The organism is Novosphingobium panipatense (assembly GCF_900182875.1).
In the GTDB taxonomy this organism is placed as follows: domain Bacteria; phylum Pseudomonadota; class Alphaproteobacteria; order Sphingomonadales; family Sphingomonadaceae; genus Novosphingobium; species Novosphingobium panipatense.
In genome coordinates this window covers 1-26055 of record NZ_FXUI01000008.1, presented here as the reverse complement: position 1 = coordinate 26055, position 26055 = coordinate 1, and the positions used below count along the sequence as shown (strand labels likewise).

Sequence of the window (26055 nt, the reverse complement as noted above, 5' to 3'; positions counted from 1 at the left end):
GTCTGACAGAAGGCACAATGTCTGCAAGGGCACACAGGCTCACGTCTCGGCAAGGATGGCGTGCGCCACACGAGCGCCGTTCCCGGCAAGGATGTTTCAGACATGACGGAAGGATACGGAGCGATCTCTCGACGCGACGTTCTCAAGACCGGGGCGGCCGGAGCCGCCATCGCCGGCTCGATCGGGCCGGGCCAGGCGGCCTTAGCGCAACCTGATCCGGCGGCGCCACCTCGCGCGGCGGTCGGGCTGAAGGTAAACGGCCAGGCGGTACGCCTCGATCTCGACACCCGCACAACCCTGCTCGATGCCCTGCGTGAGCATGTGAAGCTGACAGGGACGAAAAAAGGCTGCGATCACGGGCAGTGCGGGGCCTGCACGGTCATCGTCAACGGTCGGCGCATCAACTCCTGCCTCACGCTCGCCGTGATGCACGAAGGGGATGAGGTAACGACCATCGAGGGCCTTGGAACGCCGGAAAGCCTGCACCCGATGCAGGCTGCGTTTGTCGAGCATGACGGATACCAGTGCGGCTATTGCACGCCGGGCCAGATCTGCTCGGCCGTGGCCGTGCTTGAGGAGATCCGTGCCGGCATACCCAGCCATGTCACGAGGGACGTGTCGAAGCCTGCTCCGATGACGACGGTGGAGATGCGCGAGCGCATGAGCGGCAACATCTGCCGCTGCGGTGCCTACTCGAACATCGCAGAAGCCATGGCCGATGTGGCGGGAGTGAAGGCATGAGACCGTTCACTTACGAAAAAGCCACCAGCGCACAGGATGCCGCCGCGAAAGCCGCAGCCATGCCGGGAGCGCGGTTCATCGCCGGGGGGACCAACCTGCTGGACCTCATGAAGCTGGAGATCGAGACGCCCAGCCACCTCATCGACGTGAACGGCCTGGGCCTTGACCGGATCGAGGAGATCGACGGCGGCGGCCTGCGCATCGGAGCGCTCGTCCGCAACACCGATCTTGCCGCCGACCAGCGCGTGCGCAAGGATTACGCGGTGCTCACGCGCGCGCTCGTGGCGGGGGCGTCGGGTCAGTTGCGCAACAAGGCGACGACGGCGGGCAACCTCCTTCAGCGCACCCGCTGTCCCTACTTCTACGATACCAACATGCCCTGCAACAAGCGCAAGCCGGGGTCCGGCTGCGCCGCGCTGGGAGGGTTCTCGCGCCAACTCGGCGTCATTGGCACGAGCGATGCGTGCATCGCCACTCATCCGAGCGACATGGCCGTCGCCATGCGGGTGCTGGATGCGTCGGTGGAGACCATCCGGCCGGACGGCACTACCCGCGCCATCCCCATCGCCGAGTTCCACACGCTGCCGGGTGAAACGCCTCACATCGAAACGGCGCTGGAAAAGGGCGAGATGATCATATCCGTCGCACTGCCTCGTCCCCGGGGCGGCACGCACATCTACCGCAAGGTACGGGACCGTGCGTCCTACGCCTTCGCGCTCGTCTCCGTCGCGGCCGTGATCCAGCGCGACGGCAAGGGAGCAGTCGCCCTGGGCGGCGTGGCCCCGAAGCCGTGGCGGGTGGAGGAGGCGGAGGCGCTTCTTCCGCAAGGCCCGAAGGCGGTGGCGGACCGGCTGTTTGCCGGCGCCCGGCCGCGTGAGGACAACGCGTTCAAGCTCACTCTTGCCCAGCGCACCATCGCGTCGGTCATGGCGGAGGCCAAGGCATGAAGTTCGACAAGCCCGCAGGGACAAACCCGATCGACCGCATGGCGGTGGTCGGCAGGCCGACGCCGCGCATCGACGGACCTCTGAAGGTGTCCGGCAAGGCGCCCTATGCCTACGAGCAGCAGGATGTGCCCGGAAAGCCGGCTTACGGTTACATCCTGGGCTCGGCGGTAGCCAAGGGCACGATCAGCGCCATCGACACCACGCGGGCCGAGCGCGCGCCTGGGGTGCTTTCCGTCGTGACGCATCGCAATGCGGGGAAGCTCGGCAAGGGGCGGATGAACACGGCGCACCTGCTGGCTGGGCCCAAGGTTGAGCACTACCATCAGGCCGTCGCGGTCGTCGTCGCCGAAACCTTCGAACAGGCCCGCGCTGCCGCATCGCTCATCAATGTCGATTACGCGCGCGAGAGCGGCGCCTTTGACCTGGCCGCAGCCCGCGCCGGTGCGAAGGATGCGACGGGTTCCGACGCGCCCACGTCGGTGGGTGATTTCGCGGGAGCCTTCGCGTCAGCGGGCGTGCAACTGGACCAGACCTATACCACGCCGGACCAAAGCCATGCGATGATGGAGCCGCACGCCACCATCGCCGCCTGGGAGGGTGACAGCCTGACGATCTGGACGTCGAACCAGATGATCAACTGGGGTGTCAAGGAACTGGCCGCCACGCTGCAGATGCCGCCGGAAAAGGTTCGGCTGATCTCGCCCTATATCGGTGGCGGCTTCGGTGGAAAGCTGTTCCTGCGCACGGACGCGGTCATGGCCGCGCTTGCCGCTCGTGCCGTGAAGCGACCGGTCAAGGTCGCTCTGCAGCGCCCCCTGATCCCCAACAACACGACGCACCGGCCGGCAACGATCCAGCGCATCCGCATCGGCTGCGGCAGCGACGGCAGGATCACCGCCATCGGCCATGAGAGCTGGTCGGGCGATCTGGAAGGGGGCGGTCCCGAAGCGGCGACCCAGCAGACCAAACTGCTCTATGCCGGGGCCAACCGGATGACGGCGCTGCGCCTTGCAGTACTCGATCTTCCCGAGGGCAATGCGATGCGGGCGCCTGGTGAAGCTCCGGGACTGATGGCGTTGGAAGTCGCCATGGACGAGATGGCGGAGAAGCTGGGCATGGACCCGGTCGCCTTCCGTGTGGTCAACGATACGCAAGTGGACCCGGAAGATCCATCGCGGCCATTCTCGCAGCGCAATCTCGTGCGCTGTCTGGAGGAGGGTGCCCGGCGCTTTGGCTGGAACCGTCGCAAGGCGCCGGGGCAGGGTCGCGAAGGTCGCTGGCTTGTCGGCATGGGCGTTGCCGCGGCCTTCCGGAACAACATCAACGGCAAGTCCGGCGCCCGGGTGCGCCTCGACCGCGCGGGAGGTGTCACAGTCGAAACGGACATGACCGATATCGGCACTGGCACGTACACGATCATCGCCCAGACAGCGGCTGAAATGCTTGGCGTGCCGCTCGCGAAGGTCACGGTAAAGCTGGGGGACAGCGCGTTCCCGGCTTCGGCAGGGTCCGGCGGGCAGTGGGGCGCCAACAGTTCGACGTCGGGCGTCTATGCGGCCTGTGTCAAGCTGCGCGACATGGTTGTCGGAAAGCTCGGCTTTGGCCCTGGAGATGCGCAGTTCGAGGGCGGGCAGGTCCGCGTCGGCAACCGTGTCGCCGACATCGCCGATGCCGCCAAGGGCGGTGAACTCGTGGCTGAGGACACCATGGAGTACGGCGACCTTGCCAAGACGTTCCAGCAGTCCACCTTCGGCGCTCACTTCGTCGAGGCGGCGGTGGATCGCTATACCGGCGAAACGCGCATCCGGCGCATGCTGGCGGTCTGCGCGGCGGGACGCATCCTCAATCCGATCTCGGCACGCAGCCAGGTCATCGGTGCGATGACGATGGGCGTCGGCGGCGCCCTGATGGAGGAACTCGCGGTCGACAAGCGCTTCGGCTTCTTCGTCAACCACGACCTCGCGGGCTACGAAGTGCCGGTCCATATGGATATCCCGCATCAGGACGTCGTCTTCCTTGACGAGGCGGACGACAAGGTATCCCCGATGAAGGCGAAGGGCGTGGGCGAACTTGGCCTGTGCGGCGTCGGCGCGGCGGTGGCCAACGCCGTGTACAACGCCACCGGCATCCGCGTGCGCGAATACCCCCTGACGCTCGACAAGTATCTCGACCGGCTGGACGAAGTGGCCTGAATTCCCGGCTCCTCCCCGCCGGCATGGTCGGTGGGGAGGGCAGCCATCGCCTCCGCCACGTGAGCGGCGCGGGAATGCCGTGCGTTTTGGCGTTGCACAAGGGCATTGTCGCTTTCTACAAGCGAGCCTCATTCCAGCGACGGGAAACGCGCAGATGCCGTTCAGGCGTTCCGATCTTGCGGACCTCAGCTACTTCCTTGCCATCGCGCGGCACCGAAACTTCAGGAAGGCCGCAACCGAACTTGGCGTAAGCGCCTCGGCACTCAGTCACTCACTGCGTGGACTGGAGGAGCGGCTGAAGGTGCGGTTGCTGAACCGTACGAACCGGTCGGTGACGCTGACGGCGGCGGGCGAGGAGTTGCAGGGCGCCATCCGGGAACCCTTCGCCGCCATCCACGAGGCGGAAAACCTCCTCAATCTCCACCGCGATGCGCCGACGGGGCGGGTCCGGATCAATGTCCCGGACGAGGCGGCGATGCGGCTGCTCGTGCCGGTCCTTCCGGAGTTCGTTTCGCGCTATCCGGACGTGGAGGTCGACATTTCCGTCGACAACACCATGGTGGACGTCATCGAAGCGGGGTTCGATGCCGGCATTCGCTTCGGCGGCACGGTACCGGAAGATATGATCGCCCAGCGGCTGTCGTCGGACTTTCGCTGGGTCGTTGCAGGGGCGCCCGGCTACTTCGAGCGGCACGGCGAGCCGAAGCACCCCGAGGACCTGATGCACCATCGCTGCATCAGGCTGAGGCTGGGCAATGGCCGTATGTACCATTGGGACTTCGAGCAGGGCGATGATGTTCTCGCGCTGGATGTGCCGGGACCGGTGATCGTGGACAACGCCAGTGCATCACGCGCGCTGGGGTTGAGCGGGATGGGGCTCATGTATGCGGCCGAACCCGCCATCGCGCCTCTCGTCGCGCAGGGCAGGCTGCGGCTTACGCTGGAGGACTGGGCCTCCCCCGGCCCAGGCTATTTCATCTACTATTCCAGCCGTCGGCAGGTGCCGCATGGCCTGCGGCTTCTGGTGGATCTCATCCGGGAGCTCCGGCCGCTGGGATAACGATCAGAAATCCTCCGTGTCGATGCTGGCATTCATCGCCGGGGAATAGCGATGGCCGCTGACGGTCTCCTGATTGATGAGCGCGCCCGCGCGTGAAAGCACCTCGGCAGTGACTGGAAGGTTGTTGGCGGCGTGGTTCTCGTCGAAGTGTACGACGGACCCTGTGCCCGGTATGGCATGGAGGTGCGGACCTTGCGCGAGCACCCAGGCGAGCGCAAGCTGCGCGGCCGTCATCCCCGCCTCTGCCGCCAGCGCCGCCAGCTGGCGCACCAGTTCAAGATTGTCGGGCCAATTTTCGGGCAGGAAGCGGGGCATCGACCGGCGGATGTCGTTTGCCGGGAAGGCGCCGGGAGATGCTATGGCACCGGTCAGGGCGCCCCGGCCGACCGGGGAGAACGCCACCAGCGCAATGCTCAGTTCGCGGGTCGTCTCCAGCACGCCCAGCTCCACGTTGCGCGTCCACAGCGAGTACTCGGTCTGTATGGCGGCCATGGGATGGACGGCATGCGCCTCGCGAATGTGCGCGCTCGACCATTCGGAGACGCCGTAGTGGCGTATCTTGCCGGCCTCTATCGCGCGCACCATGGCGCCCACGGAATCCGCGATGGGCGTGTCCGGATCGAACCGATGCATGTAGAACAGGTCGACGTGGTCGGTCCCCAGGCGCTTGAGGCTGGCGTCGAGCGAAGCGGTAATGGACTGCGGTGTGCAGTCGATCCCGCGGCGCTCCCCATCAAGGAGGATGCCGGTCTTCGTAGCCAGCAGGAAATCATCGCGGCGGGACATGATGGCCTCGCCCAGGATTTCCTCGCTCACGCCCATTCCGTAGATGTTGGCGGTATCAAAATGATCGCAGCCTGCGTCGAGGGCGTGGCGGAACAGCGCTACCGCCTCATCCCGCGAGGGGGCCGTCCCGTATGCCCAAGCGACGTTCATGCATCCGAGGCCTACCGGTGCGACATCGCGGCCGGCAAGGGGGCGTTTGGTCATGCGCAGATCCTGTCCTTCAAGGTCGGGTACGCGAGGTCGACCATAAAGAGCGACCCGTCAAGACAGCCGGCCACACCACCCGCTTCGTCTTTGGCTTTGACCAACCTGCGTATAGCCGGAGTGGTAATGCCGTGCTGGAGGCCTATCTACCGCTTACCAACCCGATCAAGCGAAAGAGGTCCCGCTACATGGATACCCGCCGCGAATCCGACAGTATCGGCGAAATCGACGTCCCGGCCGACGCTTACTGGGGCGCGCAGACGCAGCGCAGCATTGAGAACTTTCCCTTTGGCGCGTCCGAACGCATGCCCCTCGCCATCGTGCACGCCCTTGCCCTCGTGAAGCAGGCCGCCGCCCGCGTGAACCGCAGGCACGGCCTTGATGGAGCCTTTGCCGACGCCATTGAGGTGGCCGCACGGGAAATCGTCAGCGGGAAGCTGGACGACCAGTTTCCGCTCGTCATCTGGCAGACCGGCTCCGGCACCCAGTCAAACATGAACGTGAACGAGGTGATCGCCGGCCGGGCGAACGAGATCCTCACCGGAAAGCGGGGCGGCAAGGCGCCGGTCCACCCCAACGACCATGTGAACATGGGGCAGTCCTCCAACGACAGCTTTCCGACCGCACTGCATGTCGCGGCGGCGCGTGCGGTGACCGACACGCTGCTTCCCGCGCTCGATCGGCTGCAGTTCTCGCTGGAGGCGAAGGTCGCCGCGTGGCAGGACATCGTGAAGATTGGGCGGACTCATCTGCAGGACGCCACCCCCGTCACGCTGGGGCAGGAGTTTTCCGGCTATGTCCAGCAGCTGCGTCTCGGTCGGGAGCGGATCGAGGCGGCGGTGTCTCATGGCATCCTGGCGCTGGCGCAGGGCGGCACGGCAGTCGGCACGGGCCTGAACGCCGCGCCCGGGTTCGACGTCGACATCGCGCGCGAGCTTGCGGATCTTACCGGGCTTCCGTTTCGCACGGCTGAGAACAAGTTCGAGGCGCTCGCGTCCAACGATCCCCTGGTCCATCTGTCGTCGACACTCTCTACGCTGGCGGTGGCCCTCACGAAGATTGCGAACGACGTGCGCTGGCTGGGCTCCGGCCCCCGCTCCGGCCTGGGCGAGCTCGATCTCCCCGCCAACGAGCCGGGCAGCTCGATCATGCCGGGCAAGGTCAACCCGACTCAGAGCGAGATGCTGACCATGGTTTCGGCACAAGTCATTGGTAACCATCAGGCGGCGACCATCGGTGGACTTCAGGGCGCGTTCGAGCTCAACGTGTTCAAGCCGCTGATCGGGGCTGCGGTGATCCGCTCGACCGACCTTCTCGCGACCGGAATGGTCAGTTTTGCTGAACGCTGCGTGGACGGCATCGAGCCGAACCGCTCGCGCATAGCCGAACTGCTCGATCGCTCCCTGATGCTGGTGACCGCGCTTGCTCCCGAGATCGGCTACGACAACGCCGCGAAGATCGCCAAGCACGCGCACGCAGAGGGCCTGACCCTGAAGCAGGCCGCGCTCGCGCTCGATCTGGTGGACGAAACGACGTTTGACCGGCTGGTCCGCCCCGAAACCATGGTCTGAGGCGTCTTTCAAGACGCCTCTGCGGGAGCGCCGCGCCGGACACTCTGGTGTTCCCGCACGTTGACCCTGTTGCCGAAGTTCGCTCTACGCTGCGGCAGGCGTGCCGTCGCCAGTCTCGGAGGAAGGCAGGTATGCGCCGCCTGCCACTTTCCCTTCAGGGGCGATGAGGGCAGGAGGAACTGGATCTCCACGCTGCAGGGGGCGAACACGTGACGGACGGATTGACCAAGGGTGATGCACCAGCAACGGCGGCGAACGGCTGGCTCGATCGCCGCTTCGCCTTGACGGAGCGGGGGACGAGCGCGCGCACCGAAGTCCTGGCTGGGGTGACGACATTCCTGACCATGGCCTATATCGTTCTGGTCAATCCCGCGATCCTTGGGAGTGCGGGGATGCCCGTGGCAGCGGTAGCGGCGGCGACGTGTTTCGCGGCCGCCTTCGCCTCGATCCTCATGGGCCTTGTCGCCAACACGCCGCTCGCCCTGGCGCCCGGCATGGGGCTCAACGCCTACTTCAGTTTTACGGTCGTCCAGCAGATGGGCGTGCCATGGCAGGTCGCACTCGGCTGCGTGTTCATCTCCGGCGTGGCCTTCCTGGTGCTCACCCTGACCGGGGTACGGCAGCTGATCGTCAACTCCATTCCGCAATACCTCTTTGCAGCGGTGGCAGGGGGCATAGGGCTGTTCATCGGTTTCATCGGCTTCAAGGACGCAGGGATAGTCGTTTCCAACCCCGCAACCTTCGTGGCGCTCGGCGATCTCAGGTCGCCAGGGGCGGCGCTTGCGATCTTGGGGCTTGTGGTCATCGGCGCGCTCAGCGTGTGGAACGTGCGCGGCGCGATGCTGATTGGCATCGTCACGACCACTGCGGTTGGATGGCTCGCCGGAATGGTCACCATCAATCCTGAACCCTATTCGCTGGAAGCCATGACGGGAACGGCGTTCCAGCTGGATATCGGCGGTGTCCTTGGCCTTTCCGGCAGGCACGGTCTGGGGCTGCTGGAGATTCTCTTCGTCTTCCTGTTCGTGGACCTGTTCGACAACATCGGTACGCTCGTTGCCGTCACCAAGAGGGCGGGTCTGATCGACGCGGAAGGGCGGATCCCGCGCCTCAACCGCATCCTCGTCACCGATGCGACCGCAACGATTGTCGGTTCGATGGCCGGTACGAGCACGGTGACCAGCTATGTGGAAAGCGCTGCGGGCGTGCAGGCGGGTGGGCGTACGGGCCTAACCGCAGTGGTGACCGGCGCGCTCTTCCTGGCGATGATGTTCGTGGCACCCTATGCGCAGGTGATCCCGCTTTCGGCGACCGCCCCGGCGCTGATCATCGTGGGCGGCCTCATGCTTTTGCCGCTCACCGAAGTGAAGTGGGAGGATCCCCTTGCGGCGATCCCTGCATACCTCACGGTGGCGATGATCCCCTTGACCTTCTCGATCGCCAACGGACTTGCGTTCGGCATCACGGCGCACGCGGCGCTGAAGATCGCGCGCGGCACGATCACGCGCAAGGACGGGTTCCTGCTGTTGCTGGCGCTGCTTTTCATCTTCCGCTTCGTCTGGATGGGCAGCGCCTGATGCTCAGGTGCGGTAGCCATCGATGAGCTTGCGGGCGTTTCGAGGCGAGTTGCTATCCGTGCCGCAGGATCCTCGCGATGCACCCGACGCGGTGTGTCACGAACCTGACGGGTTGCTGGTGGTGGAAGATGGCCGCGTCGTGGCGCGGGGAGCCTACGAGACAACCCTGCGATCGTTTCCCGGCGTTGCCGTGGAGAAGCTGCCGGGTCTTGTGGTGCCCGGCTTCATAGACGCACACGTTCATTACCCGCAGACGGACTGTATCGCCTCCTACGGCGAGCAGCTCCTGGACTGGCTCGACACGCACATCTTTCCGGCGGAAAAAGCGTTCGCCGACAAAGACCATGCCGCCGAAGTGGCGGCGTTCTTCCTGGACGAACTGCTGCGCAACGGCACAACAAGCGCGCTGGTCTATCCCACGGTTCACGAGGCCTCGGTTGACGCGCTGTTCGAGGCGGCGCTTGAGCGGGACATGCGTATCGTCTCGGGCAAGGTGCTCATGGATCGTGGCCCGGAGGGGCTTGCCGACACGCTTGCCAGCGGGCGTGCCGCCACGGAGGCGCTGATCCGACGCTGGCGGGGACGGGGGCGCCTCGGCTACGCGGTGACGCCCCGCTTCGCGCTCGCCTCGAGCGATGCGCAGCTGGCCGATGCGGGCGCGCTTCTTTCCGAGCATCCCGAAGTGCTGATGCATACGCACCTGTCGGAGAACATCCACGAGATCGCGGCGGTGGCCGCTCGCTTCCCTGACAGCACGGATTATCTGGATGTCTATGACCGGTTCGGCCTGGTTACGGCGCGTTCCGTGTTCGCGCACGGTGTCCACCTGTCCGACAGGGCCTGCTCGCGGCTGCGATCGAGCGGCGCCGGCGTGGCGGTGTGCCCGTCGTCCAACCTGTTCCTTGGCTCAGGGCATTTCGATTTCGGACAGGCCGATCGGCATGGCCTGCGGCTGGGGCTGGGAACGGATATCGGAGCGGGGACGTCGTTCTCCATGCTGCAAACGGCAGGGCTGGCTTACCAGGCGGCTCTGGCGCGGGAGGACCGGCTCGATCCGTTCCGCGCGCTTTACCTCGCCACCGCCGGTAGCGCGGGTCTGCTGCGGATCGGCGACAGGGTCGGGAGCCTGCAGCCCGGGCAGGAGGCTGACTTCGTTGTGCTGGATTGCGCCGCGACGCCTCTGCTCGCACGCCGAACGGCCAACGCAGACCTTGCCACAAGGCTCTTTGCGCTCCAGATCCTCGGCGATGAACGCGCCATCGCCCGAACGTACGTCATGGGCCGCTGTGCGTGGAAAAGGACACCATGACCGATTTTGACACCTTCATAGAAGGCCTGCCCAAGGCCGAACTTCATCTCCACATCGAAGGCAGCCTGGAGCCCGAGCTGATGTTCGAGCTGGCCCGGCGCAACGCCGTGGCCATACCCTTCGCTTCAGTGGAGGAAGTCCGGGCGGCTTACGCTTTCTCGAACCTGCAGGACTTCCTCGACATCTACTACGCCGGGGCCGATGTCCTGCGCACGCGAGCCGACTTCCACGACCTTGCCATGGCCTATTTCACACGGGCGGCGCGGGACGGCGTGGTTCATGCCGAACTCATGTTCGATCCGCAGACGCACACCGATCGCGGGATGCCCTTTGCGGAGGTGATCGAAGGTCTGCTGTCGGGAATGCGCGCCGCCGAGGCCCAGTTTGGCATCACGTCCAGCCTGATCCTCTCGTTCCTGCGCCACCTGAGCGAAGAGGCCGCCTTCGCCACTCTGGAGATGGCTGAGCCCTGGCTGGACCGCATAGCCGCTGTCGGCCTCGACAGCTCCGAGGTGGGGCATCCGCCCTCCAAGTTCGCCCGCGTCTTCGCGGCAGCTCGAGAGAAGGGCTTGCGCATCACGGCTCATGCCGGAGAGGAAGGCCCGCCGGAATACGTTCAGGAGGCGCTTGATCTTTTGAAGGTGGAACGGCTCGATCACGGCAACCGCGCGCTGGAAGACGAGGCGCTGGTCGCACGCCTCCTGTCCGAAGGCATGACGCTGACGGTGTGCCCTCTGTCCAATCTAAAGCTCTGCGTCGTGGAGGATCTGGCGGACCACCCGCTCGACCGGATGCTGGCGCTGGGCCTCAGGGCAACGGTCAATTCGGACGATCCGGCGTACTTCGGTGGCTATGTCGCGGACAATTATCGGGCCATCGCGAAGGCGCGAGGGCTGTCGAGGGAGGATCTGGTGACGCTGGCGCGCAACAGCTTCACCGGCTCATTCCTGCCGCGCGAGACAGTAGCTCGCCATGTGGCGCGGCTTGAGGCCTACGCGGCAGGGTAGGTCAGCGACCGTGCATCCCCGGGCCAGCTGCGCTGGCCAGGGGATGTATGACGTTCACCCCAGGCGTTCGGGGACCGAGCGCGCCTCGTCGACGATGGCATCTTTGGTGCCAACCGCTTCCCACGGGAAGACGAACCAGCGCTTGTCCTGATCGCGGTCGATCTCGTCCACATAGAGTTCGGCGACCGCTTTGGAGCGCGTGTTGTTGATCAGCACGGCGAAGCGCAGGTTGTCGGGCTCGCACCCGCTGTTGCCGAGCAGGTTGCGGATGTATTCGATGGTGCCGCCGCTGTCGTTGATGTCATCGACAAAGAGCAGGCGCCGTCCTTCCGCGCTCATTCCCGCGACTTTGCGCAGCAGTTCGTCGGCAAAGCCCGGGACCTTGGCCGAGTGGTCGATCGAAAGCATCGGAAGTTCAAGCTGGTGCGAGATGAAGACCGCTGGAACGAGGCCGCCACGGCCCACGCCGATGATGAACTCGGGCTGCCAGTCGCCGCCGCTGATCTTTCGTGAAAGCAGGCGCACCTTCGCAAGGAAGTCTTCGTAGAACTCGAGGTAGTGCAGTTCGGGCTCGGCTGTCTGGCTCATGCGGCGCGAATCCTGTCCGTCGATTTAGGGAAAGCGGGGCGGATATCCGCAGTCCGGTCCAAGAGCAATCGCAGGAAGGGCATCTTCGGTTCCTGCAAGCGCAAGGGCGGAGCCGTCAAACGCAGCCGGCAGGCCGGAGGGGCTGTCGCTCTGCCGGCACAAGCCCCGGGGGTATCTCCCGGGGGCCGCGCCGGTCAGAGGGAGCCGATCGCCAGGAACCGCTCTTCGCGCTGGCGAACGAGCTCGGCTGCCGACCGTCCGGACAGCGCATCCAGCTCGCGGCCGATGGCTTCCGCGAGGGTGCGCGCGGTTGCGGCAGGATCGCGGTGCGCGCCGCCGTTGGGTTCGGGCACGATGCTCTCGATGACGTTGAGGGCGAGGAGATCCTGCGCCGTGACCTTCATCGCCGTCGCCGCGTCCGCGGCCTTGTCGGCCGTGCGCCAGAGGATCGACGAGGCGCCTTCCGGCGAGATCACCGAATAGACCGAATGTTCGAGCATCAGGACCGTGTTGGCGGCAGCAATGGCGATCGCGCCGCCCGAACCGCCTTCGCCGACGATCGCGGACACCATCGGTACGCCGAGGGCGAGACACGCTTCGGTGGAACGGGCTATGGCTTCGGCCTGGCCGCGCTCTTCGGCTTCCACGCCCGGGAACGCGCCTGCGGTATCGACCAGCGTCACCACGGGCAGGCCGAACTTGCTGGCCATCTCCATGAGGCGGATGGCCTTGCGATACCCTTCGGGCTTAGCGGAGCCGAAGTTGTGCTTGATGCGGCTCGGCGTATCGTGGCCCTTCTCATGGCCCATGACCATGACCTTGCGGCCGTCCAGCGTGGCGAAGCCGCCGATGATCGCGGCGTCCTCGCCATAGGTGCGGTCGCCCGCAAGGGGTACGAAGTCCGTAAAGGCCAGGCGGATGTAGTCGAGGAAGTGCGGGCGCTGCGGATGACGGGCCACCTGTGTCTTCTGCCAGGGCGTCAGCTTGGCATAAGTGGCGGCCAGCATGGCAGCGCTCTTCTTTTCGAGCCGGCCAATCTCGCCATCGATGTCGAGATCGCTGCCGTCGGCGGTGGCGCGCAGTTCAGCGATGCGCGCTTCCAGCTCGGCGATCGGCTTTTCGAAATCCAGGAACGAAATCATGCTCATCCAGTCCGTGTCGTCGGCGCACCCGCCGATACCACTATGCCTTTATTCCACAGGTGTCGCGGGGGCGGACCTGGGTCCGCCTCCGCGCCGTCTCGTCAGCTCACGCGCTTGGCGAGCCACTCCTCCAGCCACTTGATCGTGTAGTCCCCGCTCTTGAACTCGGGGTCTTCGAGCAGCGCCTGGTGCAGCGGGATCGAGGTCTTAACGCCGTAGATCACCATCTCCTCCAGGGCGCGCTTCAGGCGCATGATGGCGCCGTTGCGGCTGCGGCCCGAGACGATCAGCTTGCCGATCATCGAATCGTAGTACGGCGGAATGCGGTAGCCCGCGTACAGGCCGCTATCGACGCGCACGTTCATGCCGCCCGCCGCGTGGTAGCCCTTCACTTCGCCGGGAGACGGTGCGAAAGTCCAGGGATCCTCCGCGTTGATGCGGCACTCGATGGCATGGCCCTTGAACTCGATCTGGTCCTGCGTGAACGCCAGATCCTGCCCGTCCGCGATGCGGATCTGTTCGCGCACCAGGTCGACGCCGGTGATCGCTTCCGTCACCGGATGTTCCACCTGAAGGCGGGTGTTCATCTCGATGAAGTAGAACTCGCCGTTTTCCCAAAGGAACTCGATAGTGCCGGCGCCGCGATAGCCCATGTCCGCCATGGCCTTCGAAACGATGCCGCCCATCCGGTCGCGCTCTTCAGGCGTGATGACTGGCGAAGGGGCTTCCTCAAGCACCTTCTGGTGCCGGCGCTGCAGCGAGCAGTCGCGCTCACCGAGGTGGACGGCGTTGCCCTTGCCGTCGCCGAACACCTGGAATTCGATGTGGCGGGGGTTGCCGAGGTACTTTTCCATGTAGACCGTGGCGTCGCCGAAAGCCGCCTTGGCTTCCGAGCGGGCCTGACCCATCTGGCTTTCCAGTTCCTCGGCGTTGTTCACGACCTTCATGCCGCGCCCACCGCCGCCCGAAGCCGCCTTGATGATCACCGGGTAGCCGATCGTCTCGGCCAGGGCCCGTGCCTCGTCGAAGTCCTCGATGGCACCGTCCGAGCCGGGGACGAGCGGGAGGCCGAGGGCACCGGCGGTGCGCTTGGCCTCAACCTTGTCCCCCATGGTGCGGATGTGCTCGGGCTTGGGCCCGACCCACTTCAGGCCATGCGCCTCGACGATCTCCGCAAAGCGGGCATTCTCCGAGAGGAAGCCGTAGCCGGGATGGATCGCGTCCGCGTGCGTGATTTCGGCGGCCGAGATGATGGCGGCTACGTTGAGGTAGCTGTCCTTCGCTGCCGGCGGCCCGATGCAGACGGCATGGTCGGCAAGGCGCACGTGCATGGCGTCCGCGTCAGCGGTGGAGTGGACGGCGACGGTCTCGATGCCCATCTCGCGCGCGGCGCGGTGGATGCGCAGCGCGATCTCGCCGCGGTTGGCAATCAGGAGGCGCTTGATGGCCATGAACGTACCGACCTCAGGCGATCACGACGAGCGGCTGGTCGAATTCGACCGGCTGCTGGTTGTCGACGAGGATCTGGGTGATCGTGCCGGCCTTGGGCGCGACGATCTGGTTCATGACCTTCATGGCCTCGACGATGAGGAGCACGTCGCCGGCCTTGACGGTCTTGCCGACCGAGATGAAGTCGGCGGCGCCGGGCTCGGGGGCGAGGTAGACGGTTCCGACCATCGGCGACTTCACGGCATCGACCGGCGCTGCGGCGGGTGCCGCTTCGACCGGAGCTGCTGCGGCGGCCGGAGCCGGTGCGGCCGCAGGCGCATAGGCGGGGGCGACGGTTGCCGCCATCTGCTGCACCAGCTGGCGCGATACGCGGATCTTGGTGTCGCCTTCCTCGACCTCGATCTCGGACAGGCCGGTCTCGGCCAGCAGTTCGGCGAGTTCGCGAACCAGGGCGCTATCGATATTCACGCGACTTCCTTTCGTTCAAGGTATCCGAGCAGCGTTGCCAGCGTGCCTTTGAGGTCCTTGCGATGGACCACCATGTCCACCATGCCGTGCGCATGGAGGTACTCGGCGCGCTGGAAGCCGTCGGGGAGTTTTTCTCGGATCGTGTCCTGGATCACGCGCTGGCCGGCGAAGCCGATGAGCGCGCCGGGTTCGGCGATCTGGACGTCGCCCAGCATGGCGTAGCTGGCCGTGACGCCGCCGGTGGTCGGGTCAGTCAGGACGACGATGTAAGGCAGCCCCGCGGCAGCGAGACGGCGCGTGGCGACTGTCGTCTTGGGCATCTGCATCAGAGAGAGGATGCCCTCCTGCATGCGGGCGCCGCCGGCTGCGGTGCAGATGATGTAGGCGCAGTTGTCCGCGACCGCCTTCTCGACACCGGCCACGAAGGCTTCGCCGACCGCCATGCCCATCGAGCCGCCCATGAAGGCGAAGTCCTGCACGCCCAGCACGGCCTTGCGGCCGTCGATCGTGCCCGCCGCATTGGTCAGCGCGTCAGGATAGGGGTTGGCGGCGCGAGCGGCCTTGAGACGGTCGGGGTATTTCTTGGTGTCGCGGAAATTCAGCGGATTTTCCGGCACCCTGGGCGTAGGCAGCACCGAGTAACCGTCATCCAGCAACAGGTCGAAGCGGGTCTTCGTCCGGATGCGACCGTGATGCTGGCAGTTCGGGCACACCGAGAGATTGGCCTCGAAGTCCTTGGCGAACAGCATCTCGCCACAGCTCGGGCACTTCATCCAGAGGTTATCGGGCGTATCGCGCTTTGCGAGGCTCGATATGGAATTGCGGACCTTGCTGAGCCAACTCATTTCGGTTTCGTACCAATCCTGCAGAAAAAGAGCTTTCGAGACGGCCTTCTGCCCTGTTCGGCGCATCCCGATCACGTCCGGCCGCGACCCGGATCGCTCGTTTTAAGAGCGCCGGAGCCGGTACGAAGGGCGCCCATTAGAGGAATCCGCTACGAGGTCGCAAGCCAATTCGGGTTGCGCGATGGGCATTTGGCTTGCGGCGCCATCGCCGGGGCGTAACGGGAGGGCGATGCCCGGGGTGATGTTGGATACTAAAATCGCGGGTTTGTGCCTCTACTGCAATGTTGTCGGGTGTTTTGTATCCATGCGACAGGATGCGCCCATTTCGGTCTCCCGACCGTTTCAAGGTTGTCGAACGGGTCCGGCACCGAGTTTCCGGATTGGGCAACCGCCGCGCAAGAACAACCAGCCGACAGGAGCGTCGAACCTTGGAAATGCCTGGAGCCATCGCGATCAACACGTGGCGCCATACGTACGACGGCCGACCGGCCGAAGCCGGATCCGTCGCCATTCCGGCCGAGGCGCCGATCGCGATCGAGACGAACGGCATCGCCTACGCCGTCATGATGGCGACCCCGATCGAGATTGAGGATTTCGTCACCGGTTTCCTCATGGCGGAAGGCCTCGCTCTGCCGGACGAGGTTGGGGATGTGGCGGTCCACGCGACATCGGGGGAGCAGTGGGGAACCGGCTACGTGGCACGCGTGAACCTGCCGGGAGAGCGTCTTGGGCCGATTCTGGAGCGGGCACGCCGGCGGGTGGGGGACAGTTCCTGCGGGATCTGCGGGATCGAGGGGGTGGAAGCGGCGCTGCGTCCGTTGCCGCCGGTGGAGCGTGCCTCCTCCGCGACGCCGCAGGCGATCCGCCGCGGCCTTGAAGCGATGCGTGAAGGACAGGTGCTGGGCCAGCGGACACGGGCGACTCACGCGGCAGCCTTCTGCGACGAGCAAGGGCGGGTGCTTGCCCTGCGGGAGGACGTGGGGCGTCACAACGCGCTGGACAAGCTGGTCGGCGCGCTGGCGCGGCAGGGCATTTCTCCGACCACCGGCTTCATCGTGATGACTTCGCGCTGTTCCTACGAGCTGGTGGAGAAGACGGTGCGTGCGGGCTGTCCGCTGCTGGTGACGATCTCGGCGCCCAGCGATCTCGCGGTGCGCCGGGCTGCCGCCGCCGGGCTGGCGCTGGGGGTGGTGGCTCGCGACGACTCGATGCTCATGGTCGATCCTGATCGGCCGTTCGTCGAGGACTGAGGGGCAGTCGCCTCCGGTTATCCTTGCAGTCGGGCAGGCCCGACCATAGGTTTGCACGCAACCGGGTTTTCACGAGGATTTCGCGCACAATGGCAACCACTGCCACCGACACTGCAGGGGAACTGAAGCTCACGCCGCCGGACCCTGTTTCCACCATCCAGCCGGAGCGGGCCGCCGGGCTGGTCGCCATCGGGGATGAGGTAAAGTCGAAGCTGCAGGTTCGGGTCGACGAGTTCGTGGATGATCTCGTCTCGCAGGACGCCGCCTCGCCCGAGTTCGGGCGCCGCGTGGACCAGATCACCAACATGGGCCGCAAGGAGATCTCCGACGCGTCCAGCCACTCCAACCGCTTCCTCGACCGCCCGGTGCGCGCGATGGACAAAGAGGCTGGCGTCGGGGCCGATCTGGCCGAACTGCGCCGCACGGTGGAGGATCTCGATCCCAGCCGGAAGGGCAACCTGCTTGCCCCGCGCAAGCTGTTTGGCGTGATCCCGTTCGGCTCCAAGCTGCGCAACTATTTCGACGGCTACCAGAGCGCGCAGGGCCACATCAGCGCCATTCTCGCCCGCCTGCAGGGCGGCAAGGACGAACTGCTGATGGACAACGCCGCCATCGACGTGGAACGTCAGAAGCTATGGGCGGCCATGGGCAAGCTCGAGCAGATGATCTACATGGCGCGCACGCTGGACGAGGCGCTGGAGCAGAAGGCGAACGATCTCGATCATACCGATCCGGCGAAAGCCAAGGCGCTGCGGGAATCGGCGCTTTTCTACGTTCGCCAGCGCACGCAGGACCTGCTGACCCAGATGGCAGTGTCGGTCCAGGGCTACCTCGCGCTCGACCTCGTCAAGAAGAACAACGTCGAACTGGTGAAGGGCGTCGACCGCGCCTCGACCACGACGGTCGGCGCACTGCGCACGGCGGTCACGGTGGCGCAGGCCATGGCGAACCAGAAGCTCGTGCTCGACCAGATCACCGCGCTGAACACGACCACGGCCAACATCATCGACGGCACGGGCCAGATGCTCAAGGACAACACCGCCCGCATCCATGAACAGGCGGCGAACTCCACGATCCCCCTCGAAACGCTGAGCCGCGCGTTCCAGAACATCTACGACACGATGGATTCGATCGACACCTTCAAGCTGAAGGCGCTGGATTCCATGAAGCAGACCGTGACCTCGCTGGAGAGCGAGATCGGCAAGTCCAAGGCCTATATCGCTCGCGCTCAGGGGCAGTCGGAAGGGCTGGCTGCCGGGGACGATGCGGCGGCGCGGACCCTGCTGGAGGCGCTGGACTAAGCGACGATGGCTCAGGTTCCCGCACGCGTGTCACAGGAAATCGTGCGTGCTGCCCGAAGGCAGCGTGCCGCCCGGCTCTACAACGCCCGCAAGGAGCAGTGGCGCTTTCGCATGCGCCGGTTGCGCCGTGCGTTCCTGGCGATGGCCGGCATCTACATCGCCGGCCTCGTTGTCGCGCTGGCTCTGGGCGGCGTGTCCTTCATGGCCTCGTTGCTGACGGTGCTGCTGGGGTTGGGCGTATTCCTGGTCCTCTCCATCTACCCGGCCACACCGCGCACGCACGTCGAGGACCTGAGCTCCGCCAGTCTGGCGGAACTCGCCGGTTCGACCGAGCTGTGGCTCGAAGGCAGGCGCAAGGCGCTGCCGAACGCGGCGGTCGACGCGATCGACATGATCGGCGTCCGGCTGGAACAGATGGCGCCGCAGCTCGCCGTGCTGGACGAACGCGGGCCCGCAGCCCGCGAAGTGCGCAAGCTTCTGGCGGAGCATCTGCCTGAGATGGTCAACAGCTACACCCGCATTCCGCCGCAGCTGCGCAGCAAGGCCGGACCGGGGGGGAGCAGCCCGTCGGAGCAGCTTGTCGACGGCCTTTGCGTCATCTCCGACCAGATCGAGGCGATGAGCGAGGATCTGTCCCGGAACGACATCGACGCGCTGGCCACGCGGGGCCGCTTCCTTGAGGTCAAGTACCTCGATCGCGAGTGATGGATCGCCGGGGCGGCGGGCGACGGCGGCTCTGCCGTGATACGTGCCTTTTCCGATAACAAGGAGAGGCAAGGCAATGGCACACAAGATCCTGCTGTTCATGAAGCGCCGGCCCGACCTGACGGTCGAAGCGTTCCGCGACTACTACGAGACACGGCACGCGCCCCTTGCGGAGAAGTATTCCCAGGGCGTCACCCGGTACATCCGCCGCTACGTGGATCCGCAGCCGCACCCGGAGACCGGCACCTTTACGGACGGACCCGACGTGATCACCGAATTGTGGTTCGATGACGAGGCGATCTACCGCGCCACGCTGGGGTACATGACCAAGAGCCTGATGCCGGACGACATTGTCGCGGACGAGGCGAACCTGTTCGACCGATCATCCTTCCGCATCGCCACTGTGGTCGAGCATGAGACGGACTTCGGCCGTTAGACCGGCACCCGGTGTCGCCTACCAGCGCAGTCCCTCTTCCCTTGGCTTCCAGGTGATCGGGCGTTCGTAGGACGGATCTTCGCGGCTCCACTGGTGCTTGAGGAAGCCCTTGATGGCGTCGGAGAAGACCCAGCCTGGATCGGCATCGGCGGTCATCTCGATGGTGCAGCGACGGACCACGATGCGCCATTCGCCGCCGCGCTTCTCCAGCCGGTCGAGATAGCGGCCAAAGGCGATCGAGGTCTTCTGCGAATCCTTCCAAAACAGACCGCCCACCACGTAGGTCTCGCAGTTGGCGACAGTGCCGTCGATCTCGCACAAGTGGTTCGTTATGTTGTGGCTGGTGGCCTGGAAGGCCCCGCGATGTCCGGCGTTGGCGCGCTCTGGATAGTCCGGGGCGACAGTGACCACAGCGCCGTGTTCGTCAACGCCGTCTTCCCACCAGCAGGAGGCGATCTGCGCGGTGTCCTGCCGATCACGCGCCCGGCACTCGCGCACGATGCAGTCGAGGATGTCCTGCCGGTCCTTGAGGTAAGCGACAGTCGCTTCGAGGTCAGTCATGCCTGCGCTCCATGGGTTGAGAGCAGGCCGATGATGCCGCCATCGACGCGGATGTCGCAGCCGCTGATGTACGAGGCCGCCGGTGAACAGAGGAACTCGGCGACCGAGGCGATTTCGTCCCCGTGCCCCATGCGCTGCTGCGGAACCTTGCCGATCATCGCGCGCAGTTGCTCGTTCGCTTCGGCTTCGGCGCGGCCCATGGCCGTGTCGATGAAGCCGGGCGCGATGGAGACGATGCGCAGCCCCTGCGCGCCATACGCCGGCGCTTCGCGTTCGACGATGCCGATAACGGCGCGCTTGGATACCGCGTAGGCCATGCCGGGGTGGTCCATGAAGGAGGCGATCCCCTCCCGTTCGCCAGTCATCACGAAAGTTCGGATCGCGCCGAGGAGAGCAGGGTCGCCCAGCATGTATGCCGACACGGAGGAGATCAGCACGGCGCAGCCACCGTGCGAGAAGTGAGGGAGCACGGCGGCGACGAGGCGGTTCGTCGCCTCGTAATTGACCGCAAAGATCCGTGGTCCGTCGCTCATCGTCGGCGAAAGCCCGGCGGTGTGAATCAGTGCCGCGATCGGTTCCCCCGTCAACGCGCCGATCAGATCCTGCGGGAAGTCCGGAGACGCGATGTCGGCGGCAAGAATTCGGACTTTGCCCGCGTGGGGCCGCAGTTCCTCCGCCAGGGATTCGAGCCGCGCCGCGTCAAGGTCGCAAAGCAGGAGGGGGCGGCCCTGGGCTGCGAAACGCTGCGCGGCGGGACGGCCCATCCCCCCTGCGGCACCCGTGATAACGACGGTTCCGGTGCTCATGCTCTCTCCTCTGGCTGGCGGCACGCCTACGCAGAAGCATGCAGCAGGCGGGGAGCTAGAGGCGCGGGCTCCGGCGGATCAAGCCCATGAGCCACACCATCGCCAAGGCGTTTCATGCTGATAAGAGCCACTGGTTCTCATATTCTCTTGCATCGGCCGCGATCCGGGCGTTCAATCGCGACCATAAAGACTGTGGGGAGATGCGCGAATGCAGATGACGGGCGAGCAGAGGATCGCCGCGCCTAGGCACAGGGTGTGGGAGGCGCTGAACGATCCGGAGGTGCTGGCCCGATGCATCCCCGGCTGCCAGTCGCTCGACAGGAACGGCGATGACGGGTTCGCCGCCATTGCCGAGGTGAAGATCGGCCCGATCGGCGCACGCTTCAAGGGCAACGTCGCTCTTTCGGAAATCGATGCGCCCAATGGCTACACAATCACGGGCTCAGGCAACGGCGGGATCGCCGGGTCCGCGAAAGGCGGGGCAAAGGTGCGCCTGTCCGATCTCGACGGCGGCGCCACGCTGGTCGCCTACGATGTCGATGCGGAAGTGGGCGGCCGCATGGCGCAGCTGGGCGGCCCGATCATCGATGCGACCGCCAGAAATCTTGCGGTGAAGTTCTTCAGCCGGTTCGGCGAAGTCGTCGGCGGCGACGGTGTTGCACAGAACGTCACGCCGGCACCCGCCCCGGCAGCGGGGGCATCTTCGCTCACCTTCAACGCGCCTCCGGGCGTGGCGCAGGGTGTCCATCCTGCGGCCCCGGCGCCTCTGGTTTTGTGGGGCTGGGTGGCCGCGGTCGTTCTGGCGCTCGTCGCGGGGTACATGCTGGCGCTCGTCGGAACGACGGCGACGCTGGTGGTGTTGGTGCTGCTGGTGGTGACGGCGGCTGCGGCTTACGAAGCCGGGCGGCGGGGATGCGGCACATGAAGCCCGCCCCCTTCGACTACGTGCGTCCCTCGAGCGTAGCCGAAGCCTGCCGCATCCTTGACGAGGCGGGCGGCGGACCCACGGTAATCGCGGGCGGGCAGACTCTGATGCCGCTGCTGAACCTGCGCATGAGCCAGCCCTTCATCCTTGTCGACATCAACGGGATCGCCGCACTGAAGGGCGTGGCGCGGGTCGAGGGTGGCATCCGCGTCGGCCCGGCGACCCGCCAGGCCGACGCTTTGCGTGACGAGACCCTGGCGCGGCACCTGCCCGCCTTCACGAGGGCGCTGGGCCATGTCGGCCATCACCAGACGCGCAACAGGGGAACGATCGGAGGATCGATCGCCCTGGGCGAACCAGCGGCCGAAATGCCCGCAACGGCGGTGGCGCTGGGCGCCTCGATCGAGATCGCCTCGGTGCGGGGCACCCGGCAGGTGCCGGCCGATGCCTTCTACGTCGGCCCGTACATGACCGTGCTCGAGCCGGACGAACTGGTGACCGGCATTGTCTATCCCGATTGGGCGCAAGGGCATCTCGTGCTGTTCCGCGAAGTGGCGCAGCGCCCCGGGGATTTCGCGCTGGTGGGTTTGGTGGGCGCTCTTGTGCTCGAGGGTGGAGCCATTTCCCGCGCCGGTATCGCCTGGTTCGGCATGGGACCGACCCCGGTCCGGGCGCGACAGGCGGAAGCGGCCCTGCTCGGCGCAGAACGCGCGCGGATCGATCCGCACACGATCGCGCGAGCCGCCGTCGCTGACACCGCGCCGTTCGACGATCACCACGCCAGTGCCGAGTACCGCCGCACGGTCGGGCAGCGGGTGTTCGCACGCGCCCTTTCAGAGACGCTGGACCTCAGGAGCGCCGCATGAGCGAGCACCGCATCGAACTGACCGTCAACGGCAACCGCCACATCGCGCGCGTGGAGGCGCGAACAAGCCTCGGCGAGTTCCTGCGCGACACGCTGGGGTACACCGGAACGCACCTTGCCTGCGAGCATGGCGTCTGCGGGGCCTGCACCGTCATGGTGGACGGCGACGCCATGCGTTCCTGCCTCACGCTGGCGGTGCAGGCTGACGGCGCGGCGGTCACTACGGTCGAAGGGCTGGCGCAGGCGGACGGCACGCTGCATCCGGTGCAGCAGGCGCTTAGGGACAACTTCGGGCTGCAGTGCGGTTTCTGCACGCCGGGCGTCGCCATCACGATGGCCGCCGTGACCCGCGACAACGAGGGGGCCGACAGCGGCGCGATGGAGGAGGCTCTGACGCAGGCGATGTCCGGTCACATCTGCCGCTGCACCGGCTATCAGGGGATCCGCCGTGCCATCCGCCAGTTGGCCGGGGTCTCGGCATGAACGTCCACATGAAGAGCGTGGGCGCGGCCCGCTACGTGGGGGAGCGCACTCCGCGCAAGGAGGATGGCCGTCTCCTGACGGGGCGGGGTCAGTTCACCGACGACGTGCGGGTGCCGGGTATGCTCCACGTCGCCTTTGTGCGTTCCGCCGTCGCGCGCGGCCGGATCCTCGGCATCGACACGGCGGCGGCGCGTGACATGCCCGGCGTCCAGGCGATCTACACGCAGGCCGATCTCGCTGCCGTGCCGGTGACGTTCCAGACCTTCTTCTTCACGCCCGCCGAAGCGCCTGTGACGCTTCTTGCCGACGGCCGGGTCGCCTGCGTGGGGGATCCGGTCGCGATGGTCATCGGCGAAAGCCGGGCTCAGGCCGAGGACGCGGCCGCGCTCGTCGAAGTGGCGATCGAGGAGGAAACGCCGGTCGTCACCATTGCCGAAGCCAGGACCGGGCCGCTGGTTCACCCCGACCGCGACGACAACATCGCGGCCGAAATGGGTGACGAGGATTCCCGCGAGGCGGTGCAGCCGCTGCTGGACAGCGCGGCCCATGTGGTGACGACGCGCGTGCGCCACCAGCGTATCGCACAGTCGCCGATGGAAACGCGCGCCTGTCTTGCCTCACCCGAGGGCGAGAACGAGATGACCGTCTGGCTCGGCTGCCAGAGCCCGCACCTTGCCGCCCGCTATATCGCGCAGGTCATGGGCCTGCCGCAGGAGGCGATCCGCGTCATCGCAAAGGACGTGGGCGGCGGTTTCGGTCTCAAGAACATTCCCTGGAAGGAGGAGATGGCGGTGATCGCCGCCGCCAAGCTCCTGCGCCGCCCCGTCAAGTGGATCGAGGACCGGTTCGAGGCCCTGACCGCCTCGTCCCACGCGCGGGAGCAGGACGTGACGCTGACGGTGGGCTTCGATGGCGATGCGCGGCTGCAGGCGGCGTGGTGCGACTATGCCTGCAACAATGGCGCCTGGCCCATGGGCGAGGACGCGAACGTGGCCGTGCACATGTTCATGTGGCCCTGCTACAAGATGCCCGCCTACGGGTTCGTCACGCGCGGCTGGTACACCAACACCATGGGGCTGGGCGCCTATCGCGGGCCCTGGGCGATGGAATCGCTGGTGCGTGAAACGCTCCTGGACAAGGCGGCGCGGCGCATCGGGATCGATCCCGTGGAGCTTCGCCGCCGCAATCTTCTTTACCTGACGGACCAGCCGCATACCTCGACGCTGGGCGTGCCGGTTGAGGATATCACCCCGGGCGAGTGTCTGGAGAAGCTGGTCGCCAACGTCGATTTCGCCGCCTTTCGGCGCGAACAGGCCGAGGCGCGCAAGGCGGGGCGCTATCTCGGCATCGGCGTCGCCACGTATGTCGAGCCCACCGGCACGGCCGGCTCCATGGCGCCGATGACAGGAGAGACGGTTCACCTGCGGGTCGAGCCGACCGGAAAGGTCGTGGCAATGCTGTCCACGCACTCACAGGGGCACGGCACGGCGACGACGATGGCGCAGGTCATCGCCGAGCAGTTGGGGGTCGCGTACGAGGATGTGGCCGTTTACGAGGGCGATAGCGCGATCGGCGCCTTCGGCCCGGGCGCCGCCGGCAGCCGGCAGGGGGTTATCGCCGGCGGCGCCACCTGGCGTGCAGCGCAGTTGCTGTCGGAGAAGGTGAAGCAGGTTGCGGCGCACCTTACCAACGCAAGCGTGGAAGCGATCACCATCGAGGGTGGGATCGTTCACGTTGCCGGGGCGCCGGAAATGTCCCGCTCCCTGCGTGAAATTGCGGAGATCGCTTATGGCGAGCCCGGCCGCCTTCCCGAAGGCGCGCCAACCGGGCTTGAGGCGCAGTACCGCTACCAGCCGCCGCCGATGACCATGACGAGCGCGGCGCACTGCTGCATCGTCGAGGTCGACGCGGAAACCGGCTTCGTGAAGATCCCGCGCTGGATCAGCGCGGAGGACTGCGGCACCGTCATCAATCCCGGCATCGTGGAGGGGCAGATCGCCGGCGGACTGGCGCAGGCGATCGGGCAGGTGCTGCTGGAGGACATGCCTTACGACGCGCGCGGCAACCCGCTGGCGGCGACGTTCAAGGACTACCTCATGCCGACGATCTCGGACGTGCCGGATTTCGAATACCTGCACGCCAGCACGCCATCCCAGACCATCGGCGGCATGCGTGGAGTGGGGGAGGGCGGCTGCATCATTGGCCCGCCGACGCTGGTGAACGCCATTGCCGATGCCCTCAGCCCGTTCGGCGAGATCGAGGAACTGGTCCTGCCGCTGACGCCTGCACGCATCCTCGACGTGATCGAGCAGCGCGACGTTTCTGGCACCCGTGCTCCGGCCGCAGAGGCAAAGTCCGCTGCGCCGATCGTGGAGGAGGCACCGCTTGTCGAGGCGGCGCCGGTGGCGTCCTCATCCATCGACGGTGACTGGGCCATGGTGCTCAAGACGCCGATGGGACCGCAGGAGATGGTCGGCCACTTCGACACGGTCGGTGCCAGCGTCTCGGGTTATCTCGAAGCGCCGGAAGGCCGTCAGGAATTCTCAGGGGGCACCCTTGCGGGCAGCCAGCTCAGGTTCGAGATGAAGGTCGAGAAGCCGATGAAGATCACGCTGAAGTACGACCTCCTGTTCGAGGGCGACGCGGTTTCCGGCAAGTGCAAGATGGGGATGTTCGGCTCGGCCAAGGTGACCGGCACGCGCGCCTGACCCTTCGTCGGCGTCTCTGCCCCGGGGGCATGCTTCATCGCCCGCTGGCGAGTGCGGGGTAACGCCGGAAGGAGGACCGCGCAGGACCGGAGAACATCGGGTCGGCGTCGGGGCGTCCCTGCTGGAACG

General features: G+C 66.2%; 25 protein-coding genes. 17 read left to right on the top strand and 8 right to left on the bottom strand.

Features of this window, described 5'->3' with window-relative positions:
• The first annotated feature begins 102 nt into the window (after positions 1-102).
• The 4 genes from paoA to QOL62_RS13095 all read left to right on the top strand — a co-directional run bounded on the left by paoA (position 103) and on the right by QOL62_RS13095 (position 4940).
• Entirely contained in the window at positions 103-741 is a 639-nt protein-coding gene (gene paoA, locus QOL62_RS13110; RefSeq protein WP_283406597.1) for an aldehyde dehydrogenase iron-sulfur subunit PaoA, read from the top strand.
• Positions 738-1688, top strand: coding sequence for an FAD binding domain-containing protein (locus QOL62_RS13105; RefSeq protein WP_103730034.1), 951 nt, complete (start codon positions 738-740; stop codon positions 1686-1688). Before paoA ends, QOL62_RS13105 begins: the two co-directional genes overlap by 4 nt.
• Complete coding sequence (gene paoC / locus QOL62_RS13100) at positions 1685-3880, top strand: aldehyde oxidoreductase molybdenum-binding subunit PaoC (RefSeq protein ID WP_283406596.1); 2196 nt, start codon at positions 1685-1687, stop codon at positions 3878-3880. The genes QOL62_RS13105 and paoC overlap by 4 nt, the downstream gene beginning before the upstream one ends.
• A gap of 154 nt (positions 3881-4034) precedes the next feature.
• Positions 4035-4940 carry a LysR family transcriptional regulator gene (locus QOL62_RS13095; RefSeq protein WP_283406595.1) on the top strand — a complete coding sequence of 302 codons (906 nt, stop codon included), beginning with the start codon at positions 4035-4037 and terminating at the stop codon, positions 4938-4940.
• A gap of 3 nt (positions 4941-4943) precedes the next feature.
• On the opposite strand, the gene QOL62_RS13090 is transcribed toward QOL62_RS13095, so the two are convergent.
• The gene (locus tag QOL62_RS13090; protein ID WP_283406594.1) at positions 4944-5930 is read right to left on the bottom strand and encodes an aldo/keto reductase; all 987 of its coding nucleotides are present in this window, start codon (positions 5928-5930) and stop codon (positions 4944-4946) included.
• A 188-nt stretch (positions 5931-6118) separates the two neighbouring features.
• Here QOL62_RS13090 and fumC point away from each other — a divergent pair, with 188 nt between their 5' ends.
• The 4 genes from fumC to QOL62_RS13070 all read left to right on the top strand — a co-directional run bounded on the left by fumC (position 6119) and on the right by QOL62_RS13070 (position 11394).
• The gene (fumC, locus tag QOL62_RS13085) at positions 6119-7501 is read left to right on the top strand and encodes a class II fumarate hydratase (protein ID WP_283406662.1); all 1383 of its coding nucleotides are present in this window, start codon (positions 6119-6121) and stop codon (positions 7499-7501) included.
• A gap of 209 nt (positions 7502-7710) precedes the next feature.
• Positions 7711-9078 carry an NCS2 family permease gene (locus QOL62_RS13080; RefSeq protein WP_283406593.1) on the top strand — a complete coding sequence of 456 codons (1368 nt, stop codon included), beginning with the start codon at positions 7711-7713 and terminating at the stop codon, positions 9076-9078.
• A 22-nt stretch (positions 9079-9100) separates the two neighbouring features.
• Positions 9101-10387, top strand: coding sequence for a guanine deaminase (guaD, locus tag QOL62_RS13075; protein ID WP_283406592.1), 1287 nt, complete (start codon positions 9101-9103; stop codon positions 10385-10387).
• Positions 10384-11394, top strand: a complete 1011-nt coding sequence (locus QOL62_RS13070) for an adenosine deaminase (protein ID WP_283406591.1) — start codon at positions 10384-10386, stop codon at positions 11392-11394. The genes guaD and QOL62_RS13070 overlap by 4 nt, the downstream gene beginning before the upstream one ends.
• 54 nt (positions 11395-11448) lie before the next feature.
• On the opposite strand, the gene QOL62_RS13065 is transcribed toward QOL62_RS13070, so the two are convergent.
• The 5 genes from QOL62_RS13065 to accD all read right to left on the bottom strand — a co-directional run bounded on the left by QOL62_RS13065 (position 11449) and on the right by accD (position 15886).
• Positions 11449-11982: a phosphoribosyltransferase gene (locus tag QOL62_RS13065; RefSeq protein ID WP_283406590.1), complete on the bottom strand. Its 534-nt coding sequence runs from the start codon at positions 11980-11982 to the stop codon at positions 11449-11451.
• Between the two features lie 194 nt (positions 11983-12176).
• Entirely contained in the window at positions 12177-13124 is a 948-nt protein-coding gene (locus tag QOL62_RS13060; protein WP_103730167.1) for an acetyl-CoA carboxylase carboxyltransferase subunit alpha, read from the bottom strand.
• 101 nt (positions 13125-13225) lie between these two features.
• On the bottom strand, positions 13226-14575 hold the full coding sequence (gene accC / locus QOL62_RS13055) for an acetyl-CoA carboxylase biotin carboxylase subunit (RefSeq protein ID WP_283406589.1): 1350 nt from the start codon (positions 14573-14575) through the stop codon (positions 13226-13228).
• 13 nt (positions 14576-14588) lie between these two features.
• Positions 14589-15041 carry an acetyl-CoA carboxylase biotin carboxyl carrier protein gene (gene accB / locus QOL62_RS13050; protein WP_283406588.1) on the bottom strand — a complete coding sequence of 151 codons (453 nt, stop codon included), beginning with the start codon at positions 15039-15041 and terminating at the stop codon, positions 14589-14591.
• A complete protein-coding gene (accD, locus tag QOL62_RS13045; RefSeq protein ID WP_283406587.1) occupies positions 15038-15886 on the bottom strand; it encodes an acetyl-CoA carboxylase, carboxyltransferase subunit beta in 849 nt (282 codons plus the stop codon). Before accD ends, accB begins: the two co-directional genes overlap by 4 nt.
• A 434-nt stretch (positions 15887-16320) precedes the next feature.
• Between accD and fdhD the strand changes: the two genes are divergently transcribed.
• The 4 genes from fdhD (at position 16321) to QOL62_RS13025 (ending at position 19578) form a co-directional block, all read left to right on the top strand.
• A complete protein-coding gene (gene fdhD, locus QOL62_RS13040; RefSeq protein ID WP_283406661.1) occupies positions 16321-17136 on the top strand; it encodes a formate dehydrogenase accessory sulfurtransferase FdhD in 816 nt (271 codons plus the stop codon).
• An 89-nt stretch (positions 17137-17225) separates the two neighbouring features.
• Complete coding sequence (locus tag QOL62_RS13035) at positions 17226-18437, top strand: toxic anion resistance protein (protein WP_283406586.1); 1212 nt, start codon at positions 17226-17228, stop codon at positions 18435-18437.
• A gap of 6 nt (positions 18438-18443) precedes the next feature.
• Complete coding sequence (locus tag QOL62_RS13030; RefSeq protein ID WP_283406585.1) at positions 18444-19142, top strand: hypothetical protein; 699 nt, start codon at positions 18444-18446, stop codon at positions 19140-19142.
• A 76-nt stretch (positions 19143-19218) separates the two neighbouring features.
• Positions 19219-19578: an EthD domain-containing protein gene (locus QOL62_RS13025; RefSeq protein WP_283406584.1), complete on the top strand. Its 360-nt coding sequence runs from the start codon at positions 19219-19221 to the stop codon at positions 19576-19578.
• 18 nt (positions 19579-19596) lie between these two features.
• On the opposite strand, the gene QOL62_RS13020 is transcribed toward QOL62_RS13025, so the two are convergent.
• Together QOL62_RS13020 and QOL62_RS13015 are read right to left on the bottom strand one after the other, a co-directional pair.
• Positions 19597-20139: a nuclear transport factor 2 family protein gene (locus tag QOL62_RS13020; RefSeq protein ID WP_283406583.1), complete on the bottom strand. Its 543-nt coding sequence runs from the start codon at positions 20137-20139 to the stop codon at positions 19597-19599.
• On the bottom strand, positions 20136-20945 hold the full coding sequence (locus QOL62_RS13015; protein ID WP_283406582.1) for an SDR family NAD(P)-dependent oxidoreductase: 810 nt from the start codon (positions 20943-20945) through the stop codon (positions 20136-20138). The genes QOL62_RS13020 and QOL62_RS13015 overlap by 4 nt, the downstream gene beginning before the upstream one ends.
• 86 nt (positions 20946-21031) lie before the next feature.
• Here QOL62_RS13015 and QOL62_RS13010 point away from each other — a divergent pair, with 86 nt between their 5' ends.
• The 5 genes from QOL62_RS13010 to QOL62_RS12990 are packed head-to-tail and all read left to right on the top strand — an operon-like array spanning position 21032 to position 25926.
• Positions 21032-21163 (top strand): hypothetical protein, encoded by a 132-nt coding sequence (locus tag QOL62_RS13010; RefSeq protein WP_283406581.1) that lies wholly within the window; start codon positions 21032-21034, stop codon positions 21161-21163.
• A complete protein-coding gene (locus QOL62_RS13005) occupies positions 21154-21870 on the top strand; it encodes an SRPBCC family protein (protein ID WP_283406580.1) in 717 nt (238 codons plus the stop codon). The genes QOL62_RS13010 and QOL62_RS13005 overlap by 10 nt, the downstream gene beginning before the upstream one ends.
• Positions 21867-22736 carry an FAD binding domain-containing protein gene (locus tag QOL62_RS13000; RefSeq protein WP_283406579.1) on the top strand — a complete coding sequence of 290 codons (870 nt, stop codon included), beginning with the start codon at positions 21867-21869 and terminating at the stop codon, positions 22734-22736. Before QOL62_RS13005 ends, QOL62_RS13000 begins: the two co-directional genes overlap by 4 nt.
• A complete protein-coding gene (locus QOL62_RS12995; protein ID WP_283406578.1) occupies positions 22733-23218 on the top strand; it encodes a (2Fe-2S)-binding protein in 486 nt (161 codons plus the stop codon). Before QOL62_RS13000 ends, QOL62_RS12995 begins: the two co-directional genes overlap by 4 nt.
• The gene (locus QOL62_RS12990) at positions 23215-25926 is read left to right on the top strand and encodes a xanthine dehydrogenase family protein molybdopterin-binding subunit (protein WP_283406577.1); all 2712 of its coding nucleotides are present in this window, start codon (positions 23215-23217) and stop codon (positions 25924-25926) included. The genes QOL62_RS12995 and QOL62_RS12990 overlap by 4 nt, the downstream gene beginning before the upstream one ends.
• Positions 25927-26055 lie beyond the last annotated feature (129 nt).

What these genes read in the sequence shown, in the direction of transcription:
- paoA (WP_283406597.1), top strand. Translation starts at nt 103, where the DNA reads ATGACGGAAGGATACGGAGCGATCTCTCGACGCGACGTTCTCAAGACC.
- QOL62_RS13105 (WP_103730034.1), top strand. Translation starts at nt 738, where the DNA reads ATGAGACCGTTCACTTACGAAAAAGCCACCAGCGCACAGGATGCCGCC.
- paoC (WP_283406596.1), top strand. Translation starts at nt 1,685, where the DNA reads ATGAAGTTCGACAAGCCCGCAGGGACAAACCCGATCGACCGCATGGCG.
- QOL62_RS13095 (WP_283406595.1), top strand. Translation starts at nt 4,035, where the DNA reads ATGCCGTTCAGGCGTTCCGATCTTGCGGACCTCAGCTACTTCCTTGCC.
- QOL62_RS13090 (WP_283406594.1), bottom strand. Translation starts at nt 5,930, where the DNA reads ATGACCAAACGCCCCCTTGCCGGCCGCGATGTCGCACCGGTAGGCCTC.
- fumC (WP_283406662.1), top strand. Translation starts at nt 6,119, where the DNA reads ATGGATACCCGCCGCGAATCCGACAGTATCGGCGAAATCGACGTCCCG.
- guaD (WP_283406592.1), top strand. Translation starts at nt 9,101, where the DNA reads ATGAGCTTGCGGGCGTTTCGAGGCGAGTTGCTATCCGTGCCGCAGGAT.
- QOL62_RS13070 (WP_283406591.1), top strand. Translation starts at nt 10,384, where the DNA reads ATGACCGATTTTGACACCTTCATAGAAGGCCTGCCCAAGGCCGAACTT.
- QOL62_RS13065 (WP_283406590.1), bottom strand. Translation starts at nt 11,982, where the DNA reads ATGAGCCAGACAGCCGAGCCCGAACTGCACTACCTCGAGTTCTACGAA.
- QOL62_RS13060 (WP_103730167.1), bottom strand. Translation starts at nt 13,124, where the DNA reads ATGATTTCGTTCCTGGATTTCGAAAAGCCGATCGCCGAGCTGGAAGCG.
- accC (WP_283406589.1), bottom strand. Translation starts at nt 14,575, where the DNA reads ATGGCCATCAAGCGCCTCCTGATTGCCAACCGCGGCGAGATCGCGCTG.
- accD (WP_283406587.1), bottom strand. Translation starts at nt 15,886, where the DNA reads ATGAGTTGGCTCAGCAAGGTCCGCAATTCCATATCGAGCCTCGCAAAG.
- fdhD (WP_283406661.1), top strand. Translation starts at nt 16,321, where the DNA reads ATGCCTGGAGCCATCGCGATCAACACGTGGCGCCATACGTACGACGGC.
- QOL62_RS13035 (WP_283406586.1), top strand. Translation starts at nt 17,226, where the DNA reads ATGGCAACCACTGCCACCGACACTGCAGGGGAACTGAAGCTCACGCCG.
- QOL62_RS13030 (WP_283406585.1), top strand. Translation starts at nt 18,444, where the DNA reads ATGGCTCAGGTTCCCGCACGCGTGTCACAGGAAATCGTGCGTGCTGCC.
- QOL62_RS13025 (WP_283406584.1), top strand. Translation starts at nt 19,219, where the DNA reads ATGGCACACAAGATCCTGCTGTTCATGAAGCGCCGGCCCGACCTGACG.
- QOL62_RS13020 (WP_283406583.1), bottom strand. Translation starts at nt 20,139, where the DNA reads ATGACTGACCTCGAAGCGACTGTCGCTTACCTCAAGGACCGGCAGGAC.
- QOL62_RS13015 (WP_283406582.1), bottom strand. Translation starts at nt 20,945, where the DNA reads ATGAGCACCGGAACCGTCGTTATCACGGGTGCCGCAGGGGGGATGGGC.
- QOL62_RS13010 (WP_283406581.1), top strand. Translation starts at nt 21,032, where the DNA reads ATGAGCCACACCATCGCCAAGGCGTTTCATGCTGATAAGAGCCACTGG.
- QOL62_RS13005 (WP_283406580.1), top strand. Translation starts at nt 21,154, where the DNA reads ATGCAGATGACGGGCGAGCAGAGGATCGCCGCGCCTAGGCACAGGGTG.
- QOL62_RS13000 (WP_283406579.1), top strand. Translation starts at nt 21,867, where the DNA reads ATGAAGCCCGCCCCCTTCGACTACGTGCGTCCCTCGAGCGTAGCCGAA.
- QOL62_RS12995 (WP_283406578.1), top strand. Translation starts at nt 22,733, where the DNA reads ATGAGCGAGCACCGCATCGAACTGACCGTCAACGGCAACCGCCACATC.
- QOL62_RS12990 (WP_283406577.1), top strand. Translation starts at nt 23,215, where the DNA reads ATGAACGTCCACATGAAGAGCGTGGGCGCGGCCCGCTACGTGGGGGAG.